Origin of the sequence: Halomonas organivorans (genome assembly GCF_014192055.1) — a bacterium.
Classification (GTDB): domain Bacteria; phylum Pseudomonadota; class Gammaproteobacteria; order Pseudomonadales; family Halomonadaceae; genus Halomonas; species Halomonas organivorans.
This window is the reverse complement of the sequence record NZ_JACHXM010000018.1, coordinates 1-25303: the sequence shown is the minus strand read 5'-3', so window position 1 is coordinate 25303 and position 25303 is coordinate 1. Positions and strand designations below refer to the sequence as shown.

General features: G+C 66.5%; 21 protein-coding genes. 15 read left to right on the top strand and 6 right to left on the bottom strand.

Going from position 1 to position 25303, the window contains the following annotated elements; translation table 11 throughout:
• The first annotated feature begins 68 nt into the window (after window positions 1-68).
• The 7 genes from FHR96_RS15160 to FHR96_RS15130 all read left to right on the top strand — a co-directional run bounded on the left by FHR96_RS15160 (window position 69) and on the right by FHR96_RS15130 (window position 11870).
• Window positions 69-4745: a coiled-coil domain-containing protein gene (locus tag FHR96_RS15160; protein ID WP_183388543.1), complete on the top strand. Its 4677-nt coding sequence runs from the start codon at window positions 69-71 to the stop codon at window positions 4743-4745.
• A 7-nt stretch (window positions 4746-4752) separates the two neighbouring features.
• On the top strand, window positions 4753-5700 hold the full coding sequence (locus tag FHR96_RS15155) for a hypothetical protein (RefSeq protein WP_183388542.1): 948 nt from the start codon (window positions 4753-4755) through the stop codon (window positions 5698-5700).
• Entirely contained in the window at window positions 5700-6746 is a 1047-nt protein-coding gene (locus FHR96_RS15150) for a glycine-rich domain-containing protein (protein ID WP_183388541.1), read from the top strand. The genes FHR96_RS15155 and FHR96_RS15150 overlap by 1 nt, the downstream gene beginning before the upstream one ends.
• Before the next feature lie 2 nt (window positions 6747-6748).
• The gene (locus FHR96_RS15145; protein WP_183388540.1) at window positions 6749-7282 is read left to right on the top strand and encodes a DUF4376 domain-containing protein; all 534 of its coding nucleotides are present in this window, start codon (window positions 6749-6751) and stop codon (window positions 7280-7282) included.
• A gap of 15 nt (window positions 7283-7297) precedes the next feature.
• Window positions 7298-8017: a hypothetical protein gene (locus FHR96_RS15140; protein ID WP_183388539.1), complete on the top strand. Its 720-nt coding sequence runs from the start codon at window positions 7298-7300 to the stop codon at window positions 8015-8017.
• Window positions 8010-10979 (top strand): phage tail protein, encoded by a 2970-nt coding sequence (locus FHR96_RS15135; RefSeq protein WP_183388538.1) that lies wholly within the window; start codon window positions 8010-8012, stop codon window positions 10977-10979. The genes FHR96_RS15140 and FHR96_RS15135 overlap by 8 nt, the downstream gene beginning before the upstream one ends.
• 222 nt (window positions 10980-11201) lie before the next feature.
• Entirely contained in the window at window positions 11202-11870 is a 669-nt protein-coding gene (locus tag FHR96_RS15130; RefSeq protein ID WP_183388536.1) for an SOS response-associated peptidase, read from the top strand.
• A 447-nt stretch (window positions 11871-12317) separates the two neighbouring features.
• Here the strand turns inward: FHR96_RS15130 and FHR96_RS15125 are convergent, their stop codons facing one another.
• Together FHR96_RS15125 and FHR96_RS15120 are read right to left on the bottom strand one after the other, a co-directional pair.
• The gene (locus FHR96_RS15125; protein ID WP_183388535.1) at window positions 12318-12539 is read right to left on the bottom strand and encodes a DUF1654 domain-containing protein; all 222 of its coding nucleotides are present in this window, start codon (window positions 12537-12539) and stop codon (window positions 12318-12320) included.
• A gap of 488 nt (window positions 12540-13027) precedes the next feature.
• Window positions 13028-13435 (bottom strand): CBS domain-containing protein, encoded by a 408-nt coding sequence (locus tag FHR96_RS15120; protein ID WP_183388533.1) that lies wholly within the window; start codon window positions 13433-13435, stop codon window positions 13028-13030.
• Between the two features lie 231 nt (window positions 13436-13666).
• Between FHR96_RS15120 and FHR96_RS15115 the strand changes: the two genes are divergently transcribed.
• From FHR96_RS15115 to FHR96_RS15080, 8 genes are all read left to right on the top strand, one after another.
• Complete coding sequence (locus FHR96_RS15115; protein ID WP_183388532.1) at window positions 13667-14176, top strand: YqaE/Pmp3 family membrane protein; 510 nt, start codon at window positions 13667-13669, stop codon at window positions 14174-14176.
• A gap of 66 nt (window positions 14177-14242) precedes the next feature.
• Window positions 14243-15112 carry a carboxylate/amino acid/amine transporter gene (locus FHR96_RS15110; RefSeq protein WP_183388531.1) on the top strand — a complete coding sequence of 290 codons (870 nt, stop codon included), beginning with the start codon at window positions 14243-14245 and terminating at the stop codon, window positions 15110-15112.
• Window positions 15113-15176: 64 nt separating this feature from the next.
• The gene (locus tag FHR96_RS15105; RefSeq protein WP_183388530.1) at window positions 15177-16073 is read left to right on the top strand and encodes an NAD(+) kinase; all 897 of its coding nucleotides are present in this window, start codon (window positions 15177-15179) and stop codon (window positions 16071-16073) included.
• Window positions 16074-16089: 16 nt separating this feature from the next.
• The gene (locus FHR96_RS15100) at window positions 16090-17076 is read left to right on the top strand and encodes a metallophosphoesterase (RefSeq protein WP_183388642.1); all 987 of its coding nucleotides are present in this window, start codon (window positions 16090-16092) and stop codon (window positions 17074-17076) included.
• Window positions 17077-17241: 165 nt separating this feature from the next.
• The gene (locus FHR96_RS15095) at window positions 17242-18105 is read left to right on the top strand and encodes a rhomboid family intramembrane serine protease (protein WP_183388529.1); all 864 of its coding nucleotides are present in this window, start codon (window positions 17242-17244) and stop codon (window positions 18103-18105) included.
• Between the two features lie 63 nt (window positions 18106-18168).
• Window positions 18169-18453, top strand: a complete 285-nt coding sequence (locus tag FHR96_RS15090; RefSeq protein ID WP_183388527.1) for a YeaC family protein — start codon at window positions 18169-18171, stop codon at window positions 18451-18453.
• 31 nt (window positions 18454-18484) lie between these two features.
• Window positions 18485-19276 (top strand): DUF2797 domain-containing protein, encoded by a 792-nt coding sequence (locus tag FHR96_RS15085; RefSeq protein WP_183388641.1) that lies wholly within the window; start codon window positions 18485-18487, stop codon window positions 19274-19276.
• 71 nt (window positions 19277-19347) lie between these two features.
• On the top strand, window positions 19348-20391 hold the full coding sequence (locus FHR96_RS15080) for a zinc-dependent alcohol dehydrogenase family protein (RefSeq protein WP_183388526.1): 1044 nt from the start codon (window positions 19348-19350) through the stop codon (window positions 20389-20391).
• A gap of 92 nt (window positions 20392-20483) precedes the next feature.
• On the opposite strand, the gene nhaC is transcribed toward FHR96_RS15080, so the two are convergent.
• The 4 genes from nhaC to FHR96_RS15060 all read right to left on the bottom strand — a co-directional run.
• The gene (gene nhaC / locus FHR96_RS15075; protein ID WP_183388525.1) at window positions 20484-21926 is read right to left on the bottom strand and encodes a Na+/H+ antiporter NhaC; all 1443 of its coding nucleotides are present in this window, start codon (window positions 21924-21926) and stop codon (window positions 20484-20486) included.
• Window positions 21927-21969: 43 nt separating this feature from the next.
• Window positions 21970-23271, bottom strand: a complete 1302-nt coding sequence (locus FHR96_RS15070; protein WP_183388523.1) for an NAD(P)/FAD-dependent oxidoreductase — start codon at window positions 23269-23271, stop codon at window positions 21970-21972.
• 311 nt (window positions 23272-23582) lie between these two features.
• Window positions 23583-24254 (bottom strand): GntR family transcriptional regulator, encoded by a 672-nt coding sequence (locus tag FHR96_RS15065; RefSeq protein ID WP_183388521.1) that lies wholly within the window; start codon window positions 24252-24254, stop codon window positions 23583-23585.
• A 195-nt stretch (window positions 24255-24449) separates the two neighbouring features.
• Window positions 24450-25303: aldehyde dehydrogenase family protein (locus FHR96_RS15060; protein ID WP_183388520.1), on the bottom strand; the 854-nt coding region annotated here is incomplete at its 5' end.

Sequence of the window (25303 nt, the reverse complement as noted above, 5' to 3'; positions counted from 1 at the left end):
ACAGCAACAGCAACAGCAACAGCCCGCCACCCGGCGGGCTTTTTTGTGCACGAATGATGAGGTAGCCCATGGCCCGCCAGTACCGTACCGGCCTGATCATTACCGGCGATGCCAGCGGTGGCCTCAAGGCCATCCAGGCTACCGAGAAGGAACTGAACCAACTCAATCAGCGCTTCGAGCGCGGCGGCCGTCAGGCCCGGCAGTTCGGCGATGACGCCGGCCGCGCGGGGCGTCAGCTGGATGGCGTGACCGATGCCGCCGGTGAGGGCAGCCGCGAGCTGGACGTGCTGCGTGGCGCCGCCGTGAGCGTGGGCGCGGCGCTGGCTGGGGCCTTTGCCGCTAGCAATCTGGCCGGCCAGGCACGGATGATCGCCGACACCAATTCCCTGGCCCAGTCGCTCCAGGTCAGCACGCGCACCCTGCAGCAGTGGCAGTTCGCCGGGAAGTCGGTGGGGCTCGAGGCCGACAAGATCGGCGACATCTTCAAGGACGTCAGCGACAAGATCGGCGACTTCGCGTCCACCGGCGGCGGCGAGGCGGCGGACCTGTTCGAGAACCTGAATCTCAATGTCCGTGAGCTGCAGTCGCTCAGCCCTGACCAGCAGATCCTGCGCATCGCCGAGGCCATCGGTGAGCTCGAAGACCCCAGCCAGCGCACCTTCTACTTCGAGTCGCTCGGCGACGAGATGGTCCGCCTGCAGCCGCTGCTGGCGAATGGCGCCGAAGGGCTGCGGGATGCGGCGGAGATGGCCGATGCCCTGGGCGTGGCCATGGACGACATCGAGGTTCAGCGCGCCGTGGAAGCGGCGGAGTCCATGGACCAGCTGCAGGGCGTGGCGCAGGGGCTGGCCAACACCCTGATCGCCGATCTGGGGCCGGGGCTGGCTGACGCCACGGCCAACGTCATCGACTTCGTCGACGCCATGGGCGGCGCCGACGAGATCGTCGAAAGTCTAATGGTGGTCGGCGGCGGCCTAGCGGCGATGTATGGCGGCAAGCTGGCTCTGGCCATCGGTAAGAAGACGGCTGCACTGGTCGCCGACATCAAGGCCACCGATGCCGCCACGCTGGCCGATTCCCGCGCCGCCCAAGCCGCCACCGCGCGCACCGCCGAGATCCTGCGCGTCGCCCAGTCTGAGCAGGCCGCCGCGCAGCGCGCCCTGGCCAATGCGCGGGCCACGGCCGCCGCGACTGGCAGCACGGCCAACCGCAGCAAAGCGCTTACTCAGCTGGCCGCAGCGAACCAGCGAGTCGCCCAGGCGGAGGCGGTCAGCACTGCCGCGATGAACACGCATACGGCTGCCATGCAGAGAGCCAGTGTCGCCTCGCGGGCGCTGGCGGGGGCAAGCCGCGCCGCCTCGGGGGCGCTGGCGCTGGTGGGCGGGCCGCTCGGCCTGCTGGTCGGGGCAGGTGGTCTGCTCTATATGTTCCGCGACGAGCTGGGACTGACCCAGCACCGTATCGGGCTCACCGAGGACGAGCTGGAGAGTTTCCGCGAGGAGTTGGGCGAGATGTCCGGGGAGGACCTGGGCCAATCGCTCGCTTCCCTGAATGCCTCCCTGGAAGAGGCTACCCTCAAGGCGGCGGCCGCTCGTGAAGAGGTCGCGAAGCTGCGCGCCGAGGATGACGGTTACAGCATCACCGGTGTGGGCAACCTCTCGGAGCAGGTGGCCGGCATCAATGCCCTGGCCGAAGCTCAGGAGAAGCTGCGCGGGCTCGAGCAGCAGCGCAACGAGAGTCGCATCGAGCTATGGGGCCGTTGGTCCAGTGCCGTCGTCGATGGCACCAACGCCACGGACGAGAACAGCGAGTCCAACGACCACAACACCGAGACGATCGTCAGCCAGACGCAGGCGGCCGCGGAGCTGACCAAGCAGCTCGAGCAGCAGGCCACCGGTGCCCAGTCTCTTGTCGACGAGCTTTATCCGCTCCAGGCCTCACAACGCCAGTACGCAGAGGACAAGGCGTCCCTGGTCCAGTACGCCTTACAGGAGAACAAAAGCAACGAGTGGCTGGCGGAGTCCATGCGCCGGCTTGACGACAGCTACCGCAACGCCGGCACGGCTGCCGAGGCGTATGGACTCGAAGGCGAACGAGCGGCTGAGGGCGTCGAGAGCGCCTTTGATGCGTCGCTGACCGTCATGGAGCGGGGCGTGGAGCGCCTGGACGATGCGTTCGTGGATCAGTGGCGTGGCCTGCTGGATGGCTCCCAGGATGCGATGGACTCGCTCGAGGACATCCTGCTCGACAGCATGGCCCAAATCGCCCACAACCTCACCACCCGTCAGTTGATCATCCCGATCCAGGCGATGATCACCGGCGAGGGGCAGGCTGGCGGCGGGATCCTGGGCGGCAGCCAGTCGGGTGGCATGGACATGGGCACCCTCGCGAAGGGCGGCAAATGGGCCTATGACCAGTTCTTCGGTGGCGCTTCTGCTGGTGCGGCCGGTACGGCTGCGGTCGGTTATGGCGGCGGTGGCTGGGCGTCGTCAGTAGGGACGAACACCTATGGCGGATGGGCCGGGAACGCCTCTGGCGCTGCCAGTGCGTCGGGCGGCTCGCTGGCGAGCGGTGCTATGTCAGGCCTCTATACCGCTGGCGCCGGCATGGCGGGCAGCTGGGCAGGCTCCCAGGTCGGCGGCATGGTCTCCGACAAGCAGGCCAACTCCAACGTCGGGGCCACCGCCGGCACCGCCATCGGCGCCTATGTCGGCTCGATTTTCCCGGTCGTCGGGACGTATCTCGGCGCCGCCATTGGTGGGTTTCTCGGCGGCGTGGGCGACACGCTGTTTGGCTCGCCGAACAACGACCTGGACATCGCGCTGCAGCGTCGCCCATCGGAGCAGGGCCACCGCTGGGATAACGGCATCGTCGCGACCGGCGGCCTCGGCGCGGTGGGGTTCGACGCATCCAACAGCCACGAGATCAAGGATCTCTGGGACGTCGACGAGGCTCAGAGCGTTGTCGACGCGATCGCTCAGATGGACACCATGGTGGCCGGGCTGGCGCAGTCCTCCGACGAGCTGGCGCGGATGCAGGAGATTGCCCAGGGCTACTACGGCGAGACCAGCACCCCGGGGGACATCGCCGGGATAATGACCGAGCGCTATGGCCAGGTGTTCGAGGAGATCAGCGGTGCGCTCGGCGAGTATGTCAGAGGTCTCGAGGGCAACACCCAGGAGATCGTTCAGCAAGCGGCGCTCGCCAATGGCGCGTATGCGGTAATGGAAGGCGCGGTCGAGTCGCTGAATCTGCAGCTCGACATGACTCAGGTGTCGGCCTATGAAGCATCCGCCGGCCTGGCCGAGCTGGTGGGCGGGACGCAGAACCTGGCGTCGTTGCAGCAGGGCTACTACGACGCCTTCTACTCCGAGGACGAGAAGATCGCGCGGCTGGGCGAGGATCTTGCGGCGCGATTCGGCGAGCTGGGCCTCGAGCTGCCGACCACCGAGCGGGGCGTTCGCAACCTGGTGGAGGGCCTCGAGCAGGCGACCGAGTCCGGCCGCGAGCAGTATGCGGCGATCCTGCAGCTGGTCCCGGAACTCGACCGCTACGTCGAGGCGATGGAGGCACAGGGTAGTGCCCTGCAAGACGCCTTCGCCGGCATCATCCTCCCCGAGTCGTCGATCGACACCATCCAGGGCGCGCTGTCGACCTATCAGCAGGTGATGACCACCGCCGACGATGTCGCCAAACAGCGTGAGGCGCAGCTGGCCGATGAGCGCAAGGCCATCGCCTCGCTGCAATCGCTGTTGCGGGAACTCGCCCTGGGCGAGGCCTCGACGCTGTCGACGCCGGCGCGGCTGGCGACGGCGCGGGGGCAGTGGTCCGACCTGGTCGACCAGGCCGGTGGCGATCCGGATGCCGTGAGCGCGCTGTCCGGCGCGTCTCGTGACTACCTGGATCTCGCCCGTGACAACGCCTCGACCTCGCTCGAGTATGCGCGGGCGTTCGGCCAGGTCACCGGCGACATCGCCGGCCTGGAGGACGAGTACGGCGAGAGCGTGCACGAGCTGGGCTCGATCGAGTCCATCGCCTCCGATCAGCTGGCGCTGCAGGACCAGGCCCGCGAGACGTTGGTCGAGCAGCTGACCACGCAGATCGGCATGCTCGACGGCATCCACACGTTCAGTGCGCTGCTCGGCTCGCTGCCGGCCCACATCGCCGATCAGCTCGAGGGCATCATCGCCTCGCCGAGCGACAACGGCCGGGGCGACGTGCTACCCGACGGCGAGTACGTCGACGCCAGCGGGCTGTCACCCGCCGGCCAGGCCATCAACGACATCTATAACGATGTGCTCAATCGCAACGCCGATCAGCTGGGCCTCGAGTGGTATCTCGACCGCATGCGCGAGGGCGCATCGCTGAGCGACATCCGCGGATGGATCGAGGACGACAAGGCCCACGGCGCCCACCGCGACGGCCTCAATCGTGTGCCGTTCGACGAGTACCGCGCGATTCTGCACAAGGACGAGCTGGTGGCCACCGCCGAGGAGGCGCCGGCCGTGCGCGCGCTGCTCAACGGTGACCTGCCGATGCGCATGCCGGTACCGGTGCCGATGCCGCTGGGCGGTGGCACCGGCGGCGGGGCCAGTTATAGCGAGCTGCTCGAGGAGATACGGGCGATGCGCCAGGAGCTGGAGCGAGTGCGCGGCTATGCCCGCACCACCGCCGACAGCGCGTCCCAAAGCGCCGACCTGCACCGCCGGTGGGAGTATGCCGGCCTTCCTGAATCGAGGGTCTGATATGCAAATGATTCGGCCCATCGCCGTGGATGACACGGTGATGACGTCCGTCAATGTGCCCGAGGATGACGCGCCCGAGTGGTCCTCGGGCGATGCGCCGTATGCCAACGGTGATCGGGTCATCAAGACCGTCACGCACCTGGTGTACGAGTCGCTCGTCGACGACAACGGCGATGATCCCGAGGAAGGGGTCGAGCTGACGGCACCGTCCTGGGCGGTGGTCGGGGCGACCCGGCCGTGGCGGATCTATGACGAGCGGGTGCGCAACGCCAGCCGGGCGCTCGAGCCCTACGACCCCGCGGTCTATCACGCCTATGACGACGCCCAGACGGCAAACGGGATCGCCCTGACGCTGACGCCGGGCGCGTTCGTCGACAGCGTGGCGCTGCTGAATATCAGCGGCGTGTTTGCCCACGTCATCGTCGAGACCCCGGCCGACGGGCGCATCTACGAGAAGCGCGAGCCGCTGTCGGGCGGGCTCGAGGAGTCGAACTGGCACTCGTATTTCAACACCCCGATCGACCGCCGCACGCAGCTGATCCTGACCGACCTGCCGACCGCGCTGGATGCGGTGATTCGCGTTGCCGTCGAGGAGGTCGACCACGAGGCGCAGATCGGCGAGCTGATCGCCGGGCGCTCGGTCAATCTGGGCAACACCCAGTGGGGCTCGGGCACGAGCATCATCGACTACTCGAAAAAAGAGCGCGACGAGTGGGGCAACCTGCGCATCGTCGAGCGGCGGTACACCAAGGTGGCGGACTACCGGATTCGCATGGACCGGCGCATCACCGACACCGTGGCCCAGGTGCTCGCCGATGTGCGGGCCCAGCCGACGCTGTTTGTCGGGGTCACCTGGCATACCTCGCTCGTCGTGTACGGGATCTATCGCAACATGCGCATCACGTTCGAGAACCACGCGTTTTCCGAAGCCACTATTGAAGTCGAGGAGGTCTGATGGCCATCCCTGAAAAGCCCACGCTGACCCCATTGCCGCCGGCGCCGCAGCGCACCGACACGCCCACGGCGTTCGCCGACAAGGCCGACCCGTTCGTCGCGGCGCTCGACCCGTATCGGCAGCAGCTGGTCGCCGCCATCAACTGGCAAGAGGCCGTGTTCGAAGCGACCGAGGGTGAGGCGACCGCCGCCGCGCAGGCCCGCCAGGGCGCTCAGTCGGCGCAGTCATCGGCGGTGGGGGCCCGCAACAAGGCCGAGGCCTGGGCGGACGAGATGGAAGACGTCCAGGTCGAGACCGGCAAGTTTTCCGCCCGCCACCATGCCGCCAAGGCCCGGGGATACCACGACTCGGCCGAAGTCGCCGCGGCGGCCGCCCAGGCTGGCGCCGGGCTGCCATCGCTGGAGGGCAACGGCCGCCGCCCGTTGATCGTCAAGGCTGATGAGAGCGGCGTCGAATGGGGGGATGCCCTGCAGACCGGGTATACCGAGTTCACCAGCTCGGGGTCGTTCACGCCCGACCCGTCCTCGAGCTGGGTGTATGTCGAAGCCATCGGCGGCGGTGGGGGCGGGCTCAATGCCGCCGCGCCCAATAGCGGCACCGGGGGCGCCGGGGGGCATTATGCCGCCCGGCTGTTCCGGGTCGCCGACCTGGCGGCCTCGGTAAGCGTTGTCGTCGGCGCGGGTGGTGTGGGGGCCAGAAACCCCACCGGGGGCGGCGACAGCCAGTTCGCTGCGCTGGTGGCGCCGGGGGGCATCGATGGCAAATCCCAGGCCGAGTCCCTCGGGGGGCTGCCGGGCTACGCCAGCGGCGCGGGTGGCGATGAATATGGCCTCCATGCTCGCGGCGGCGACAGCGTGATGGGCGGCGGCGGCGGTGGGGCCCGCACCTCTCCCGGTGGAGCGTCAGCCAACGCCGGTGACGGTGGTGCGGGGTCACTGACCGGCGTGGCCGGCGACGGCCAGTTCCCCGGCGGCGGCGGGGGTGGCACCCAAGGCAATACGGCAGGCGACGGCGCTGATGGCGTCGTGCGGGTATGGGAGTGGTAACGATGAAAGCAGCGATCATTGAGAACGGCACGGTCGTCAACATCGCCCGTGTGAACGACGAGGCGTTCGCCGCGGACCAGGGGTGGGTCGTCAGCGACCGCGCACGGGTGGGCGACCGCTACGATGCCGCGACCGGGACGTTCGTGTCGCCGCCGGTGGCGGCGGTCGAGCCGCCAGCGGGCGAGGTCACGCGCGAGGATCTACGGGCCGAGCTGTCGCGGGTGCATGACGCTTATCGACAGGGCACCACCGCGCATCGTGGCGTCGAGATCCGTATCGACCTGGAAGCGCGGGTCAACGCCCGCGACAAGCTCGACGAGCTGCTCGCTGGCGCGCAGCCGCTGCCGTTCACCTGGTTCGCCACCGGCGAGGCGCTGACGATCGACAGCGTCGAGGCGATGCGCGCGCTGTACGAGGCGATTCTCACCGCCCAGCGTCGCGGTTTTGCGGCCAAGGCCAAGGTCCTGGCGGCCATCGACGGCATCGAGAATACCGCCGAGTACGATGTCGGCGTCGCGTTCCGCGCCCACCTGTAATCCCGAGGAAATCCCATGCGTTTGACCGGCGTTCTGTACAACGCGGGCGGGCCTCTTGCGTCCGTCACTATCCAGTTTGAGGCCACTCACACCACCATCAACGGGGTGCTGGTCGGCAGTGACGCCTATTTCACGACCCAGGTCGATGGCACCTACTCGATCGACCTGGAGCCGGGCTATTACAACGTCTACTGGCTCGAGAATGGCCGACGCGTTCGCCTCGGCGCGCTGGTCGCTGACGCCAATTCGTCGATGAGTCTGCCGGCGGCGATCGAGGCCGAATATGCCCCGGTGCAGCCGGGGCAGATCCAGGACGCGCTCGATCAGATGCTGGCCTATCTCGGCGAGGCCCAGACGGCACAGGAGGCGGCGGAGGCCTCGGCGACCTCGGAGGTCATCTACACCGAGGCCGCGGCGGAGGAGGAGACATACACCCTGGACGCGTCGGCGGGCGATGGGGTGTTCGATCTCACGCTGAGCGCGCCCAGCGTGGCGTTGACGATCCCGACGCCGGCGATCGACAACGGGCGGGCGCGGGTGGTCACCCTGCTGCTACGCCAGGGCACGGGGGCCAACCAGGTGACCTGGCCGGCGAACATTCACTGGGTCGGCAACCGGGCGCCGGTGCTCACCTACGATGCGGGCTCGCTCGACTCGGTGACGCTGATGGCGCACCTGGTCGACGGCGCGCCGGCGTGGCTGGGGTACTACAACGGGGGGTGGCACCATGTTTAATCCGACCGGCACTCGCAGCTTTCGGCCCTATGACGCCGGCGGCTGTGCCGCCGCCGTCAACATGATCGAGGGGCATCACCGCTTCCTGCAGGCCAACACCGGCGACACCCAGGACGCTCACACCGATCATTTCGTTCAGAACACCCAGGGCGTGTTGGCCAACAATCGTCATTTCCTGGGCGATACCCGGATGGAGTACCAGCCCAACGGGGACGCGACCACCGAGGGGCAGGCGCTGCACATCATCGGCTATTGCTACGCCTATCTAGCGACCGGCAAGCCCGAGTATCTCGAGGCGGCCGAGTTCCACTGGGATGCCTACGTCGCCTATTTCTACCGCGGCCAGCCGGTGCCCGAGACGCCGCAACGGTGGATTTGCAACTGGCTGGTCAACGGCAAGGAGCCGGTGCTGGCCAACTATCCGGTCAACCCGAGCGACCCCACCGGCGGCGGTTTCAAAGGCGTGCCGCTCGTGTTCACCAATGGCCGCGCCCAGATCCCCCACGGGGCGCCGTATTGGGGCGAGTATCTCGACGTGGCCACGTTCGCCCACCGGGGGCATATGTCCTATTCGGCGATCAATGCCTCGGTGCGCGCGATCCAGGAGGACGTCGACGGACTGATCGACTGGCAAGCGGTCTACGACAGCCACCAGGTGGCGGCCCCGTCACAGCCGTGGGACCCGCTGGCGTGGATCGACTGGCCGGGTTATCTCGGTGCCACCTATACCCCGGTGTGGGGCGGGGAGGCCCCGCCGCCGACCTATCCGGTCGCGTGGATTCAGACCTGGGCCGGCACGCGGGTCAGCGGCGCCGGCGACATCCTCCAGGAGGGGGTGGCGGCGGCCGATCGCGGTCTCGTGCAGCTCGAGGACACCACGATCAACGGCGTCTATCTGTTCAACTATGCCGTGCGCCTGCCGGTCGCCGATGGCGGCTATGAGTTCGCCCGCAATGAGCCCTGGCACAACCGGCCGGTGCATGCGCCGCTCCTGGGCGGCAACAACCAGATGGGTAACGCGGCCGACGCCGAGGTGTGGTTCGTCGATGCCTGCTACCTGCTGTGGCAGATCACTGGCGACACGCGCTATAAGAAGGCGCTCGATAGCGTGTTCTTTACCGCCCACGAGTACACCTACATCGACTCGACCGATCGGTTTTTTCGGCAAAGCCCGACGGCGGGAACGCCGTTCACCGACGGGATCAGCTACGACTACACCTACCCGAGCGCACTGGCGGTGAGCTACGGCCGAGACGCTGAGGGTTATATCACCGCGAGCCTACCCGAGGCCGGCGACCTGTTCCTCGAGCAGCAATCGGTGTGGTTCCGCATCAATGCGGACTCGGTGTTGCGGGTGACCGTTGGCGCCGACGTCTCTGACGGTAGCCCCATGGCCTGCCGCGCCACGCTGAATATCAACCAGGCCAAGGAGGACACCCCCGAGCAGGAGGCCTGGTTCGTCGACCTGCCGGCCGCGTCCAGCGCGGTTCCGGTGGTGCATGACGTGCCGATCAGCCACCTGGTCCGCGAGGTCGATCCCGCCACCGGCGAGGCATACCTGGTCGCCGAGTCGTCGGCGGTGACCGACTACGGTGGGTGCACCTGGGCCGAGCGCCTCGAGGAGGGGATCTACGACGGCCGGCCCGGCAAGATCGTCGAGGCGGCATTCCCCGACAGCGACGCCGGGTTCATCATCGGGTTCTGGGGGACGAGCACCGGCCGCGCGCCCGTGACCCAGATCGTCTACCGCTCCGATGCTGAGTTCGACCTGCGCATCGAGGATGACGACATGTGGCGCTGGTACTGGATCCTGCCGGCGACCGAGGGCGGCTGGCAGCTGGCGACCCTCGATCCCAACGACATGGTGTTGTCGGGCTATCAGCCCGAGCATGACGGCGACCCCGATCCGGCTGCCCCGGTGCTGAGCACCGTGGACCAGCTGACGGTGCTGCTGGAAAACGGCGGCGACACCGATCGCACGTTCAGTTACTACTGCGTCAATGCGCTGCCCGAGCGATTCGGGCTAACCGATGGCTGGACGATCCTGTTTACCCTCGAGCTGTCGGCAACGGCGGCGTTCACCGCCATCGTCGGTGACTGCACCATGCGCCATTACCGGCTCGATTCCCTGGACTACTGCCCCGGGACGATCCCGTTTTCGAACATCTATGAGGACGGGTCGTCCCAGATCGGGCCGTGGCGCGGCCTGCCGTACCCGGGCTATCAATACCCGATGATCTACACGATCCACGATGACCCGCAGTACGACACATGGATCGACAATCAGATCGAGTTCCTGTGGGACGCGCAACAGTGGTATGCCACCGAGATGGGCGTGCTGGGCCCGGTGGCCTCGGCGTATATCTGGAACCGCTGGGACGCGACCGAGTACGGCCCGGCGAACACCTGGACGATGTACCACTGGGGCGACGGTCACGCGTGGGACGGCTACCAGCCGAGGGCGATGATGGCCGGCGCGCGGGCGTGGTTCGAACTCGCCCACCGAGGCCAGCCGGTGCCGCCCCGATTGCGGGCGTACACCGAATATTGGTGCCTCTACCTGGTCGATTTCATGCAGCGCAGCGGCGGCCGGGCGCCTACCGAGTTCCCTTCGGCCAGCGCCCCGGATCCGACGGCCGAACACGATTTCGTGGGCCACATGAGCGGGCTGTACCTCGGTGCGGCGTGCTTTGCGGCGATGGCCGGCAGCGAGGTCGAGGGGCTGTCCTGGCTGATCGAGACGCTGTTCACCCAGATCCAGAACAACTACACCGTCACGCCGACACCCGGGCATCCCATGAACGGCAGCTGGACGCCCTGGGCCTCGCCCAGCGATGACGAGGGCATGTTCTACGGGTTTTGGGCCGGGGAGCTGCTGCGCGGGCTCGGCCTCTACACCCTCTACAAGGAGCATGGGCCCGGGGTGGACATCTATGCCCTGAGCGCGGCGGGTGAGGGGTGAAGCGTCACACTCTCTGACGCTATCCATGATCCGATAGTTTGGTAGCTGGCTGGAAGGTGAGGCTCGTGTTCGACAGTATGAGGAACCTGGTACTACGCTGAATCCGTGACGCGATCTCAGCATGCGCTTCACAGAGGTTGCAGTGCCACACTCCCTGCGTCACAGTCGGTGGGCAAGGGATTGTCCCGGCCAGGGAAGGCCACTCTTTCTATACTCCTCCCTATGTGTGGACGCTTCGCGATCTACTCCGACCCACCACCCCCACTGCAGCGGCTTTCGCCGCGCGAGATGTGGGAGTTGCTCACCGGGCGATACAACGTCGCACCGGGCACGTGGATTGCTGGCGTTCGGCGGAGAGACGATGACGCAGCTCCAACTCTCGACCGACTGTGGTGGGGTTATCGTCCATCGTGGGCAGGCCCCGACGCACCCCAGCCGATCAATGCTCGTGTAGAGAAGCTCACATCCAGCCGCTACTACCAGGCAGCGTTCAAGCACCATCGCTGCGTCATCCCTGCGGATGGCTGGTATGAGTGGCTCCCCATGCCTGGCGGCAAGGAGCCTCACTTCCTATGCCGGTCCGATCGCAAAATGCTCTGGCTGGCCGGTATATGGGCCGACTACGGTGATGACGCAGCCTGCTGTGCCATCATCACCGAACCGGCCCGTGGATGTGCTGCCGACATCCACGACCGCATGCCGCTCGTCCTTGCCGATGACAGTTTCGATGATTGGCTCGATCCTGAGTTGCAGGAGCGTGAAGCCATTCGCTCAGCTGTGCACCACCTCGATGGCGCTCTCCTTACACACTGGCCGGTAAGCCGCCGCGTCAATCGACCAGCAAACGACGATGCATCGTTGATTGAGCCGGATGACAACGCGCGGGCGTGATCTCTTACAATGCGGAGGCCCCCTAGGGACTAGGGTGAGATTGTGATGTCAGGCGCATGCGCGCTCTCGCTGGAGCCGCCGCCAGGAGGCTAGCCGACGCCACATCTCCGCAAGTAAGTTGAAGACCATGGCCAGGGATGGCCCTACTGCCATGGCACGCGTTTGGCAACCTGTCCCAGCCGCGCCCCGCGACGCCGGCAATACCGCCACACTCCCTCCGTGACATCGTGCCGCCGTTCGAGCAGATACGTCGGCGACCCCGGCTCCCACCATTCTGATCGACGATCACGTCGGCCCAGCTGCACACGACCGCTGATCAGCCAGCCCTGCCACACTACGTGATATTCCACCACTTGGCCGCTGGGCGCCGGCCCCCGGCGCAAGCTGACCCACCCGCGACGCTCCAGCCGTTTCCGCCACAGCAAAGCCTCACGGCCGGTGGCCATTTCACACCTCCGACGGAACCCAACTGACCAGCCAGCCCTCCGGGGTTCGCGTGATGGCCACGTTCTCGTTCTCGTCGATCTCGCCGATGATCCGCTCCCATGCCTCGACGTCATCGTCCTCTCGGGGACGCAGATGCACTTGGCGGATCTCGCGGCGGTTCGCTCCGGCGATCTCTATCTGGATGCGCTGGGCAAGCTGTTCATAGGCGGACGTGTCCGACATGGCCGGGTCCTCGTTTAACTGTATGGATGAACAGTATTAGAGGTGTTGGCCCAGAGACGCAAGGCCGTCATGGCTTGCTGGAATATTCAACGGGGGCAGATTGAAGCGTGAGACAATCGCCGAAAAGTGAGACAGAGGGTAGGGCAGAGCCCTGATACGGAAGGGGAATCGGGCCGGGTGTGGCTCTACCATTGAGCTACACCCGCGAGGCGGTTTGCCAGTATATCCAGTGGCTTAATGATTACAACCCCGCCCGCTGCCGCACAGCGGATAGATAGCGTGAAATTTTTTCGTCGCGGTGCTGAACTTTCCGTGCCAAGACTGTCATAACAGGTGCAGACGACATCAGCGATGGCAGTCGCTAGCACTGTCGCTCTGGCTTGCGATTCGATCCTTGACCGCCTCATCATCGATGAGGCGGTTTTTTTCGTGGCCCGGAAAAGCCGACACCCGGCGCCGGGCCGGGTGTCGGGCACATGACGAGAGGCTCAGCTGTGACGCATGCGCAGGATGGCGTTGAGTACGTCGCGCCGGGTCACGATGCCGACCAGCCGGCCCTGCTCGGTGACCGGATAGACCTTGGGCTTGGCACCCAGCATTTCCTGGGCCAGGTCGGTGATGCTCTTGGCGGGCGTGACGGAGAGCACCTCGTTGCGCATCAGCTCATGAACCAGCGGCGGCTCGTCGTCGAGATAGGCGCTTTCCAGCAGCTTGCCGATCACGTCCTGCTCGGAGATGAAACCGATCAGCCGATCATGCTCGTCGACCACCGGGGCTCCGGGAAGCCGGTGCAGTGCCAGGCCTTGGGCGAGGGTGATGACCGACGTCTTGCCGGTGACCCGGTAGCAGTCGCGAGACATGATTTCGCGCACGATGGTGGGGGCCTTGCTTTGCATGGCGGTTCTCCTTGTGCCGATGGGACCTCTCGCCTGGGGCTCCGGTCCGGGCGACTTCCCTGCACCCTTGGCCAGCCGGAGACCATGGCGTGTCTCGCGTTCATCATAGCCGACTCCCCTTGTGCTGCACGCGGGCGTTCACCAACGCAGAAGGGGCGTCTTGGAACCCGCCCTTGAGCCTCTACTCCAATGAGGCACAATGCCGCATCCCTCGATTGATGGAGACGTCCCATGGATGCCCGTGAATACCTGGCCCGCAAGGGGCTGGATGGAGAACGCGATCGCGAGCGCCCCAATACCCTGGAGGAGAAGGCCTGGTCCCGTGCCAGGGAATCCGGGGATCATCGTCCCCGGGCCGGCACGCCGCATGACTGGGAGGACTGGGAGCGTTACCACGAGCAGCTTGCCGAGGGCGCCGAGACTCTCGAGCAGAAGATCGACCATGACGCCCATCGGCGTGCCCTGGAGCACGAGCACGATAGCGTCCAGCATTTCACGCCCGATACCCCCGAGCGGTCGGCACCTGTCGAGACGACGCCAGCGGCCAGCGAGGCGTCGTTAGTGGAACGTCCTGGGCCCTTCGCGGCCCTGGTGGCCCTGGCCGTGCTGCTCCCGCCGCTGGCGGTGGGCCTGGCCGGGGGCGGGAAGCAACGGGTGCTGATCGCCCTGGGGCTGACCCTGCTCGGCTGGTTGCCCGGGGTGGCCTACGTTTTGTATCGGCTATATCTGATGAAACACTGACGGTTGGCAGGCGGGATGTCGCCGGTATAATCCCTGTCGACTTCCTTGTCATCACGGAGTTGACTCTTGGGTTATCTCGTCGGCATCACTGTACTCTGGGCGTTCTCGTTCTCGCTGATCGGCGCCTACCTGGCCGGTCAGGTGGACAGTTACTTCTCGGTGCTGACCCGCATCGCACTGGCGGCGCTGCTGTTTCTGCCGATGCTGCGTCCACACCTGCTGCGAGGACGCCAGCGCCTGGCGCTGATGGGGCTGGGTGCCGTGCAGCTAGGGCTGATGTACATCTTCTTCTATCAGTCGTTCCTGCTGCTGTCGGTGCCCGAGGTGCTGCTGTTCACGGTGCTCACGCCGCTTTATATCACCCTGCTCGACGACCTGCTGTTCCGGCGTTTCTCGCCCTTTCACCTGGTGACCGCGGCGCTGGCGGTGCTGGGGGCTGCGGTGATTCGCTATCGCGGCCTCGACGGCAATTACTGGCTGGGCTTCCTGGTGGTCCAGGGCGCCAATATCTGTTTCGCCCTGGGCCAGGTCGGCTATCGTCGTCTCTCTGGCGAGCTGCCCGCCGCCCTGCCGCGCCTGGCGGTGTTCGGCTGGTTCTACCTCGGGGCCCTGGCGGTGGCACTGCCCGCCTTCCTGTGGTGGGGAGATGCCACGGCACTGCCTTCCACTCCGCTGCAATGGGGCGTGCTGGCCTGGCTCGGGCTGGTGGCCTCCGGGGTCGGATATTTCCTGTGGAACCTGGGCGCGACGCGGGTCGATGCTGGAGCGCTGGCGGTGATGAACAATGCCCTAGTGCCGGCGGGGCTGCTGGTCAACCTGTTGATCTGGAACCGCGATGCCGACCTGCCGCGTCTCGCGCTGGGCGGGGCGATCATCCTGGCCTCGCTGCTGATCAACGAGTGGTGGCGGCGTCGGCGCGCGCCGCGACCGGCCTGAGGACGGTTTGCTCGGCCGGGGTCCAATCGCCATAATGAGCCGTCGCGAAGCGAAGGACCCGCGCATGCAAGCCTTCAATAACCACGCTTTCAAGAACATAGGCCTGATCGGCCGCCTGGGCAGTGCCAAGGTGGTCGAGACCCTCAAGCGGTTGAGCCGTTTCCTGGACGATGCCGGCTATCACGTCATCCTCGAGGACCGGACCGCCACCGTGCTGCTTGGCCACGCTCATCCCGAGGCCAGCCGACGCCGGCTGGGCGAGCTGTGTGACCTGGTGATCGTGGTCGGCGGTGACGGCAGCCTGCTCGGCGCCGCCCGTACCCTGTGCCATAGCGGCACCCTGGTGCTGGGGGTCAATCGGGGCCGCCTGGGCTTTCTCACCGACATTTCCCCCGACGAGCTCGAGGAGCGCGTCGGCGAGGTGCTGGCCGGGCGCTATGAGCTCGAGGAGCGTTTCCTGCTCGATGCCGAGCTCTATCGCGACGATGTCCTGGTCGGCGATGGCGATGCGCTGAACGAGGTGGTGCTGCACCCCGGCAAGGCGGTGCGCATGATCGAGTTCGAGCTGTTCATCGACGGCCAGTTCGTGCACAGCCAGCGCAGCGACGGGCTGATCATCGCCACGCCGACCGGCTCCACCGCCTATGCGCTGTCCGGCGGAGGGCCGATCATGCATCCCCGGCTGGATGTCGTCACCCTGGTGCCGATGTTTCCGCATACCCTGTCGAGCCGGCCCATTGCCATCGATGCGGCCAGCGAGATTCGCATCCACATCGGCGAGACCAACCAGACCTATCCGCACATCAGCTGCGATGGACAGACTCGCGCCGTGGCCAAGCCCGACGACGTTCTGGTGATCCGCCGCAAGCCCCAGCGGGTGCAGCTCGTCCATCCCCTGGGGCACAATTTCTACGAGGTCCTGCGCAGCAAGCTGGGCTGGAGCAACCGCCTGGGAGACTGAGGTGAGCAGAGCGCCCCTGGAAGGCTATGACCTGATCGGCGACGTGCACGGCTGCGGTGCGACGCTGGCGACCCTGCTCGAGCGCCTCGGCTACCACCAGCGCGGTGGCGTCTACCGCCATCCGCGTCGCAAGGTGATCTTTCTCGGCGACCTCATCGACCGCGGGCCGCGCATTCGCCTGGCGGTCTCCATCGCTCGGCGCATGGTCGAGGAGGGCGAGGCACTGATCGTGATGGGCAACCACGAGATCAACGCCCTGGCCTACAGTCATCGTGCCCCGCCCGAGCTGGGGCGGGAGTGGCTGCGCGAACACAGCCCTCGCCACAATCGCATCGTCCGCGAGACCCTGGAGCAGTACCGCGATCATCCCCAGGAGTGGGAGGAGGCGCTGGCCTGGTTCCTCGAGATCCCGCTGTACCTGGACCTCGACGGCCTGCGGGTCGTGCATGCCTGCTGGGACCAGGCGCTGATCGACGAGCTGCGCGTCTCGCGGCCGGACGGGCGTATCGATCTCGATTTCCTGGCCGCCGCCGTCCAGCCGGGTACCCGCGAGTTCCGGATTCTCGACCGCCTGACGCGAGGCAGCCACATACTGCTGCCCGAGGGGGTGCAGATCCACTCCGGAGACGGCTTTACCCGGCGCAGTTTTCGAGCGCACTTCTGGGCCCATTCGCCGCTTACCTGGGGCGACGTGGTCTTCCAGCCCGACAACCTGCCGGACGATCTCGAGCGGCGTCCGCTCACCGAAGCCGAGACGGCCCGCTTGAGCCACTACGGCCCCGAGGAGCCGCCACTGTTCATCGGCCACTACTGGTGCGAGGGCATTCCGGCACTGCCGGCGCCCAATATCGCCTGCCTGGACTACAGTGCGGTGAAGTTCGGCCGCCTGGTGGCCTATCGCTGGAGCGGCGAGAAACGCCTCGATGCCAACCGCTTCGTGTGGATTCGCGTGCCTCGCGAAGAACAGGCGCGACCCCAGCCCTGGGAGATCGATTTCGATTGATACAAAACGTTACCTAATTTTCGAGCGAGGGGGCGAACTTGCCGTCCACCGCGCCGTCAGAGTAGGTGTTCCCTTGAATGATCCCTTGCTCTTGTCCGGCGGCCCCCTCCGCCGGACTTTTTCTTTGTGCCCGGCACGCCCGGTTGGCCGACCCTGGGAGAGACCATGTATCGGGTGATGCTGCTGCCCCGTGACACCGACACCCGCGAGCTGCGCCAGGCACTCTGGGCGCATCGCATCGGCCACTTCTTCACCGATGAGGACGAGGGCCAGGTGCTGTGGCTGGTCGACCCACAGCAGCAGCAGGCCATGCAGCGCCTGGTAATGCGCTGGCAGCGCGGCGAGCCGCTGATGCCCAAGGGCGGTGACGGATCGCGGCCGCGGGCCCCTCGTTCCGGCATGCCCGCTTGGCTGGCGCCTTTTCGCCAGGCCCCGGTGACGGCCGCCGCGCTGGCGCTGTGCCTGATGGTATTCGCGGTGATGAGCGTGCTGGGCGACCTGGTGATCGCCGCCATGACCATCGTGCCGGTAGGGGTGGCAAAGGGCCAGTTGGCCGTCGGCAGCCTGGCCGAGACATTGGCCTCGGGACAGGTTTGGCGGCTGCTGTCGCCGGCGTTTTTGCATTTCGGCTGGATGCACCTGATCTTCAATATGCTGTGGCTGTGGTACTTCGGCCGTCAGGTCGAGGCATTCCATGGCCGCGGACGCATGCTGACGCTGCTGCTGGCCGCCGGCATCGGCGGCAACCTGGCCCAGTACGCCACCGGCACGGTGCTGTTCGGCGGCATGTCCGGGGTCGACTTCGCGCTGCTCGGTTACGTCTGGTTGATGTCGCGCCGGCGCCCCGGCGACGGCTTCTTCGTCCCCCAGATGCTGGTGGTGTTCATGCTCGGCTGGATGGTCTTCACGATGACCGACGTGGCCGAGCTGTTCGGCTTCGGCAACGTGGCCAACGAGGCGCACCTGGGGGGACTGGTCGTGGGGCTGGCGCTGGGCTGGTATCATTCGCGCCGTATCCAGCGACCCTGACCAGGGGCCTCGCCCGTCAACGACCGGTCTCGCCCCGATTCGTTTCTTCCGAGAGATTCCGCCATGAGCGATATGACCTTCGAGCGCATGATCCAGCAGATGACGCCGGCCATCTACGAGAGCCTCAAGCAGGCAGTGGCCCTGCGCAAGTGGCCGGATGGTCGCTTCCTGACGCCCGAGCAGACCGAGCTTTGCCTCGAGGCGGTGATGCGCTTCGAGGCCGAGAACAACGTGCCTGCCGATCAGCGCGTCGGCTATCTCGAGCGTCGCACCTGCGGTGCCGACAGCAGCGGCGCCGGCGTGTCGCCGGAACAGGCCGGCCTCGGTCGGGACGTCGGCCGTGACTGATGCCGTCGCCCTCACGGGCTGCTTGACCAAGATGGCCGTCGAGCCGGGGTCGCCGGCGCGCTACACCCTGCGCGCCGGCGACGAGCGGCTCGACCTCAACGCCCGGCTCGGCCAACCGCTGCGGCTGACCTGGACCGGTGCCATCGCCTGCACCCACTGCGGGCGGGCGACGAAAAAAAGCTTCGGCCAGGGCCACTGCTATCCTTGTTTCAAGAAGCTGGCGCGCTGCGACAGCTGCATCATGAAGCCCGAACAGTGCCACTATTTTCAGGGCACCTGCCGCGAGCCTGAATGGGGCGAGACCCACTGCTTCCGGCCTCACGTGGTCTACCTGGCCAACGCCTCCGGGCTCAAGGTCGGCATCACCCGCGAGACTCAGGTACCGACCCGCTGGCTCGACCAGGGCGCCGTCCAGGCGCTGCCGATCCTCGAGGTCGATTCCCGTCAGCAGTCCGGCTTCGTCGAGGTGTTGTTCAAGGACGAGGTCTCGGATCGCACCAACTGGCGAACCATGCTCAAGGGCGAGGCCGTGGAACTCGACCTGCCCGGCGAGCGCGACCGCCTGCTCGAGCGCCTCGCACCGGGCTTGCTCGCGCTGCGCGAGCGCTTCGGCCATGACGCCATCCGCGAGCTCGACGGCGCGCCCTGGGCCTTCGAGTACCCGGTGCTCGAGCATCCCACCAAGGTGGTTTCGCACAACTTCGACAAGCGGCCCGAAGTCGCCGGTACCCTGCTCGGCATCAAGGGCCAGTACCTGATCCTCGACAGCGGCGTGATCAACCTGCGCAAGTTTACGGGCTACGAGGTCACCGTCGAAGCCTGAGGCACCGCCTGGCCCGAGGGGGATTGGTGGCTGCGCTATGCTCGGAAGATGATCCGCACGAGGAGCGTCCCATGAGCGAGATGCGTGCCATGCGCCTGCACGCCGCGAATCAGCCGCTGCGCCTCGAACGCGTGTCGATTCCCGAGCCCGGCCTCGGCGAGGTGCGGGTCCGGGTGCTGGCCTGCGGGGTGTGTCGCACCGACCTGCACGTGGTCGACGGCGAGCTCGAGCACCCCAGGCTACCGCTGATTCCCGGCCATGAGATCGTCGGCGAGGTCGATGCGCTGGGGGACGGCGTCGCCGGTCTCGAGACGGGGCTTGAGACGGGGCTTGAGACAGGGCTTGAGACAGGGCTTGAGAGAGGCCAACGGGTCGGCATTCCCTGGCTCGGCTGGACCTGCGGCGAGTGCGAGCCCTGCCGGGCCGGTCGCGAGAACCTATGCGAGCGCGCCGAGTTCACCGGCTACACCCGCGACGGTGGCTACGCCGAGTACTGCGTGGCCGACGCCCGCTACTGCTTCGCGCTACCCGCCGACGACGCCCAGGCCGCCGCGCCGCTGCTGTGCGCGGGGCTGATCGGCTATCGCACCTGGCGGCTGGCCGGCGGCGACGAACCCAGGCGGCTGGGGCTCTACGGCTTCGGCGCCGCGGCGCATATTCTTGCCCAGCTGGCTCTCTCCCGCGGCCAGACTCTCTACGCCTTCACCCGGCCTGGCGACAGCGAGGCCCAGGCCTTCGCCCGGCGCCTCGGCGCCGCCTGGGCGGGCGGCAGCGACGAGGCCCCGCCGGAACCGCTGGACGCCGCCCTGCTGTTCGCCCCGGTGGGCGAACTGGTGCCTCTCGCGCTCTCCCACGTGCGCCCTGGCGGCACGGTGGTTTCCGGGGGCATTCACATGTCCGATATCCCGTCGTTTCCCTACCGGCTGCTGTGGGAGGAGCGCAGCCTGAAGTCGGTGGCCAACCTCACCCGCCGCGACGGCGAGGAATTCCTCGCACTTGCCCCGAAGGTACCGATCCGCACCGAGACCGTCGCCTACCCCCTGGAAGAGGCCAACCGCGCCCTCGACGACCTGCGCGCCGGACGACTGTCAGGCGCCGCGGTGCTGGTGCCCTGAGGCAGGTCGCGGTTAAAGCATGCGGCCTTCCATGCATGGAAAAGCCCCGCCGTGGCGGGGCCTTGTCGATAGTGCTGAAGGGCTCTGAACCGTCAGTGTGTCTGGAATTCTTGTGGTGTCCTGGTGTCGCCTGAGGCGTGTGTCGCCGAGTCGGTGCGCCAGATGGCGATGTTGGCAAAGCCATAGAGGATCGTGATGGCCAGGACCAGCAGGTGGTACCACAGGAAAGGCAGATAGGTGAGCGTCGAGACGCCCAGGGTCGTTGCCATGAAGACGCCGCCGTCCGTCCAGGGCACCATTGGGGTCGTGATGGTCCCGCCCGCCTCGGCGTTGCGTGACAGCACACGGCGATCCACGCCCTGGTCGTCGTAGTTCTTCTCGGTGATGGTGCTCGCGGTGATCAACGAGACATAGGCGGCGCCGCCGAAGAAGTTGCCGAAGAAGCCGCCCAGCATGGTGGAAAGCGTCAGGCGTCCAGGCGTGTTGGCCCAACGCAGGAAACCGTTGCTGATGGCCTGCAGAATGCCGACCTGTTTCATCAAGCCGCCGAGACCGAGCGCGAACAGGATGAGGGCCACCACGCCCAGCATGGATTCGATGCCGCCGCGATTGAGGAGGGTATCGAGGAAGGGCACGTTCGACTGCATGGCATTGCCGGTGTAAGCGATGCGAATCGCCTCGATGGGATCCGTTCCCTGTGCCAGCCAGGCACAGGCGCTACCCAGAACGGCACCGAAGGTGATCACGGGAATGGCCGGGTAGCGACGCGTCAGCAGGGCGATGACGACCACGGCGGGCATCAGCAGCCAGGGGCTGATCGAGAAGTGGCTCTCGAGGGCCTGCATGGCGACAGCGGCGCGAGAGGTATCCGCACTATCGCTGATGTAGAAGAATCCGACCACCAGGAACAGGATCGAGGCGATGACGATCGAGGGCACGCTGACCCACATCATGGAACGGATATGGTCGATCAGCTTGACCTTGCAGAGCGAGGCGGTCATCACCGTGGTATCGGATAGCGGGGACATCTTGTCGCCCACGTAGGCGCCCGAGATGACGGCGCCGGCGACCAGCGGCAGGGGAATGCCGAAACTGTGGCCGATGCCCATCATGGCGACCCCGGCGGTACCGGCCGTGCCGAAGGAAGTCCCCGTGGCCAGGGAGGTCAAGGCGCAGATGATGAACGCGGCGAACAGGAAGATCTGTGGACTCATCACCGACAGGCCATAGTAGATGATGCTGGGGACGACGCCGCCGGCGATCCAGGTGCCGATCAGGGCCCCTACGGTGGTGAGGACGAGCACGGCTTCCATGCCGTTGTGAATGCCGTCGATCAGCCCTTTCTGCATGCTCTCGTAGGATACCTTGAGCCGTAGGCCCAGGCCCATGACCAGGAACCAGGTGGCGAACAGGGCAAGCTGTATGGGAAGTTGCAGCTGGTTGATGCTGAGGAACATGATGGCGATGAAGCCGATCATGATGGCAAGGACTTCTGCCATGGTGGGCAGTCGTGACGGACCCGCGGATACAGTCATTTTGACTCCTTTGATGTTGTTGTCTGACGTCTTGGGTTGAGGGTTAGGCGAAGCGACTCAGCCGATAGGGCTGCAAGTCAGGGAGAGACCGCCCGCCGACGGTCTCGCGAGTGTCCCCGGATGTCGCCAGGTGCTTGACGATGTCGGCCGTCAGCGCCGCCTGGGTGAGGCCGAGGTGATGATGCCCAAAAGCCAGCAGGACCCTGTCGTCCATGACGGAGTCGATGATGGGCAGTGAGTCGGGCAGGGAGGGACGAAAGCCCATCCAGGGGCTCGCGGAGCCGGCGTCCAATTCCGTCTCGAAGAGGCCATGACTCAGGCGATGCAACTGCCAGGCCCGCTGCATGTTGGGAGGGCGCGTCAGTCCGGCAAACTCGACGGTGCCGGCCAGCCGCAGGCCATGTTCCATGGGCGTCATGATGAAGCGTCGTTCGAGGGACGTGACGGCCACGGGGAGTCGCTCACGCTCGTTGGGCAACATGAGGTGATAGCCCCTTTCCGTGTCCAGGGGGACCTTGATACCCGTCAGCGAGGCGGTGAGGGGCGCTGAGTGAGCCCCGCAGCTCACCAGGACCTTGCTGGCGGTCAGCTTCCGGGTGCGAGTGTCGAGGATGACGCCTCGGTCATCGACCCGTCCGCTCACGGCCTCGTCCCGGGCAAAGATGACGCCGCTTTCCCGGGCGGCGTCGACGAGGGCCTCGACGACGCGCTGGGGATCCACGACGTGTCCCGTCTCCGGAAAGAAGAGGCCACCCCGGATGCCTCGCGACAGCGCAGGGGCGATGTCGCGAACCGCATCACTGTGCCAGTGCTCGCTGAGCACTCGCTGATCCCGCATGCGCGCCTGTAGTGCCTCGATCTCGTGACTCGCCTCCTCCCGCTCGTACACCAGCAAGGAACCGTCCGTCCTCAGCAGATGGGGCTGGTTGACGGCGTCCAGCAACTGGCGCCAAGCCGCCAGGCTCCTCTCGTTCAGCGCACGGATGCCCGCTACGCTGCGACGATAGGGGGCTTCGCGGAGGTTCCAGAGTAGCCGTGCGAACCAGGGCAGAGCCTTGGGGAAATGCCGCCAGTCGAGACGCAGCGGTCCCGTCGGGTCCAGCAGCATGCCGGGGAGTCGGGCCAGGATCGAGGTGTCGGCGATCGGAAAGACCTGCTCGGTGGCCATATGTCCGGCATTGCCGAACGAGGCCCCCATGCCGGGGAGCTGCTTGTCCAGGACCATCACGCGCTGGCCTTGTCGACTGAGCGAGAGGGCGCATGCCACCCCGATGATGCCGGCTCCGACCACGACGATATCGGCGTCGACGGTCGAGGCGTGTGCTGTCCGATGTTCCGAGGGCATGGTGGTTCTTTCCTCTCATTTTTGTCGATTGTATAAAATATATGTTAGCCAGATGCTGGCTGCAATGTCGATGTCGACGAAAGTTGGAATCGGCAGGTCGGCTAAGCGTCGGGGAGGCCGCCGGGCGGCGTGGTTTAGTGCCGTAACAGGGAGGCGTCAGATAGGGGCAAACGAGCCTGGAGAGACGGTCGGCGGACGATAGGCGGGAGAGCCGTGCGCCAGGCGAAGAAATAAGAGGCCGATGACCCATCGGCATCCAGGGCGATTCGTTCGGCCCCTATGCGAGGGCAGAGAGGTGGGGGCAGGAAACGTCAGGCTTCCTGAAGATCCTGGGAGCGCTTCTCCAGTACGGTCACGATGCCCTCGCAGGCTTCCGCGATATGCTGCTCCAGCAGCGCGCAGGCGCGATCGATATCGCCCTGGCGTGCCAGTTCGAGCAGATCGTGGTGTTCCCGCTCCGCCTTCTCGATCTCCTGGGTATACAGCAACTGCATGCGAATGTAGCGATCGGACTTGGTGTTCAACTGACTGATCAGCGACATCGTCTCGGGGAGTCCGGCGGGCGCATACAGGGCCTGATGAAAGGCGAAGTTGTAGTCGCTCCAGTTGTCGATCTGCCCGCCGGAATCCAGCGCGGCGTCGTACTGGCGCAGGAGATTCTCGGCATGCTGGAGGTCGGCGTCGGAGAGTTCGGGGATCGCGCGCTTCAGGACATAGGTCTCGAGGAGGATGCGTAACTCGAACAGTTCGCGAATCTTGGCCACGGAGAGTTCCGTCGTGAAGGCGCCACGGTGCGCGTGGAACTCCACCAGCCCCTCCGATTCCAGGGCCAGCAGGGCTTCCCGTACGGGAATGCGACTGACCTCGTAATCCTTGGCCAAGGCGTCCTGGCGTAGCTGGGTGCCGCCCTTGAACTCCCCGCCGAGAATGCGGCGGCGGAGATCGTCCGCCACGAACTGTGCCCGTGTCTTGTATGTCGGCATGACCTCGCTCCCCACCTGTGCGCGTAGTATTGCACATTGTATACAAACTACGATGGGTGTCCATGGCTCCGAGCCGCGAGGCCAGAGTCGATGGGGTGGCAGGGGGCGGCTCGGCCGTGTCGAGGAGGCCGACATGCATGGGCCTGCCCGCCCTCGACCATGAGGAGGGCGGGCAGGTGGCTTGCCAGGGAAGTCTCAGGCCTCGCGCTTACCGTCTACCAGGCGGCTGACGCCGGCCGGGTTGCCGTCGCGGATGGCCTCGGGCAACAGGCCCTGGGGCAGGTTCTGGTAGCACACCGGGCGCAGGAAGCGATGGATCGCCGCGCTGCCCACCGAGGTGGTGCGCGCGTCCGAGGTGGCCGGGTAGGGGCCGCCGTGGACCATCGCATGGCACACCTCGACGCCGGTCGGCCAGCCGTTGGCCATCACCCGGCCGGCGCGGCGCTCCAGGGTCGGCAGCAGCGCACGGGCGGCGTCCAGGTCGGCGTCGTCCATCTGCAGGGTGGCGGTGAGCTGGCCTTCCAGGGATTCCGCCACGCGCTTGACCTCATCGAGGTCGGCGCACTCGACCACCAGCGAGGTGGCGCCGAAGACCTCGGCCTGCAGGGCCTCGTCGGACAGGAAGTCCTCGGCGGAGGCCACGAACAGCCCGCTCTGGCAGGCGTTGGGGCCCTCGCCGGCGTTGCCGCGTGCGACCTCGCGGGCCTTGCTGCTTTGCATGAGGCCGTCGACGCCCTGCACGTAGGCGTCATGGATGCCCGGGGTGAGCATGGTCTGGGCCGCGGAAGCCTTCACCGCCTCGGCGGCGGACGCCACGAAGGCATCCAGCGCCTCGCCCTTCACGGCGATGACCAGGCCGGGATTGGTGCAGAACTGGCCGGCGCCCATGGTCAGCGAGCCGATAAAGGCCTCGCCGAGATCCTTGCCGCGATTGTTCAGCGCTTCCGGCAGCAGGAACACCGGGTTGATCGAGCTCATCTCGGCGTAGACCGGGATCGGCTCGGGGCGCGCCTGGGCGGCCTGCATCAGCGCGGTGCCGCCGCTGCGCG

Coding starts and splice junctions, on each gene's coding strand:
- FHR96_RS15160 (WP_183388543.1), top strand. CDS start 69: ATGGCCCGCCAGTACCGTACCGGCCTGATCATTACCGGCGATGCCAGC.
- FHR96_RS15155 (WP_183388542.1), top strand. CDS start 4,753: ATGATTCGGCCCATCGCCGTGGATGACACGGTGATGACGTCCGTCAAT.
- FHR96_RS15150 (WP_183388541.1), top strand. CDS start 5,700: ATGGCCATCCCTGAAAAGCCCACGCTGACCCCATTGCCGCCGGCGCCG.
- FHR96_RS15145 (WP_183388540.1), top strand. CDS start 6,749: ATGAAAGCAGCGATCATTGAGAACGGCACGGTCGTCAACATCGCCCGT.
- FHR96_RS15140 (WP_183388539.1), top strand. CDS start 7,298: ATGCGTTTGACCGGCGTTCTGTACAACGCGGGCGGGCCTCTTGCGTCC.
- FHR96_RS15135 (WP_183388538.1), top strand. CDS start 8,010: ATGTTTAATCCGACCGGCACTCGCAGCTTTCGGCCCTATGACGCCGGC.
- FHR96_RS15130 (WP_183388536.1), top strand. CDS start 11,202: ATGTGTGGACGCTTCGCGATCTACTCCGACCCACCACCCCCACTGCAG.
- FHR96_RS15125 (WP_183388535.1), bottom strand. CDS start 12,539: ATGTCGGACACGTCCGCCTATGAACAGCTTGCCCAGCGCATCCAGATA.
- FHR96_RS15120 (WP_183388533.1), bottom strand. CDS start 13,435: ATGCAAAGCAAGGCCCCCACCATCGTGCGCGAAATCATGTCTCGCGAC.
- FHR96_RS15115 (WP_183388532.1), top strand. CDS start 13,667: ATGGATGCCCGTGAATACCTGGCCCGCAAGGGGCTGGATGGAGAACGC.
- FHR96_RS15105 (WP_183388530.1), top strand. CDS start 15,177: ATGCAAGCCTTCAATAACCACGCTTTCAAGAACATAGGCCTGATCGGC.
- FHR96_RS15095 (WP_183388529.1), top strand. CDS start 17,242: ATGTATCGGGTGATGCTGCTGCCCCGTGACACCGACACCCGCGAGCTG.
- FHR96_RS15090 (WP_183388527.1), top strand. CDS start 18,169: ATGAGCGATATGACCTTCGAGCGCATGATCCAGCAGATGACGCCGGCC.
- FHR96_RS15085 (WP_183388641.1), top strand. CDS start 18,485: ATGGCCGTCGAGCCGGGGTCGCCGGCGCGCTACACCCTGCGCGCCGGC.
- FHR96_RS15080 (WP_183388526.1), top strand. CDS start 19,348: ATGAGCGAGATGCGTGCCATGCGCCTGCACGCCGCGAATCAGCCGCTG.
- nhaC (WP_183388525.1), bottom strand. CDS start 21,926: ATGACTGTATCCGCGGGTCCGTCACGACTGCCCACCATGGCAGAAGTC.
- FHR96_RS15070 (WP_183388523.1), bottom strand. CDS start 23,271: ATGCCCTCGGAACATCGGACAGCACACGCCTCGACCGTCGACGCCGAT.
- FHR96_RS15065 (WP_183388521.1), bottom strand. CDS start 24,254: ATGCCGACATACAAGACACGGGCACAGTTCGTGGCGGACGATCTCCGC.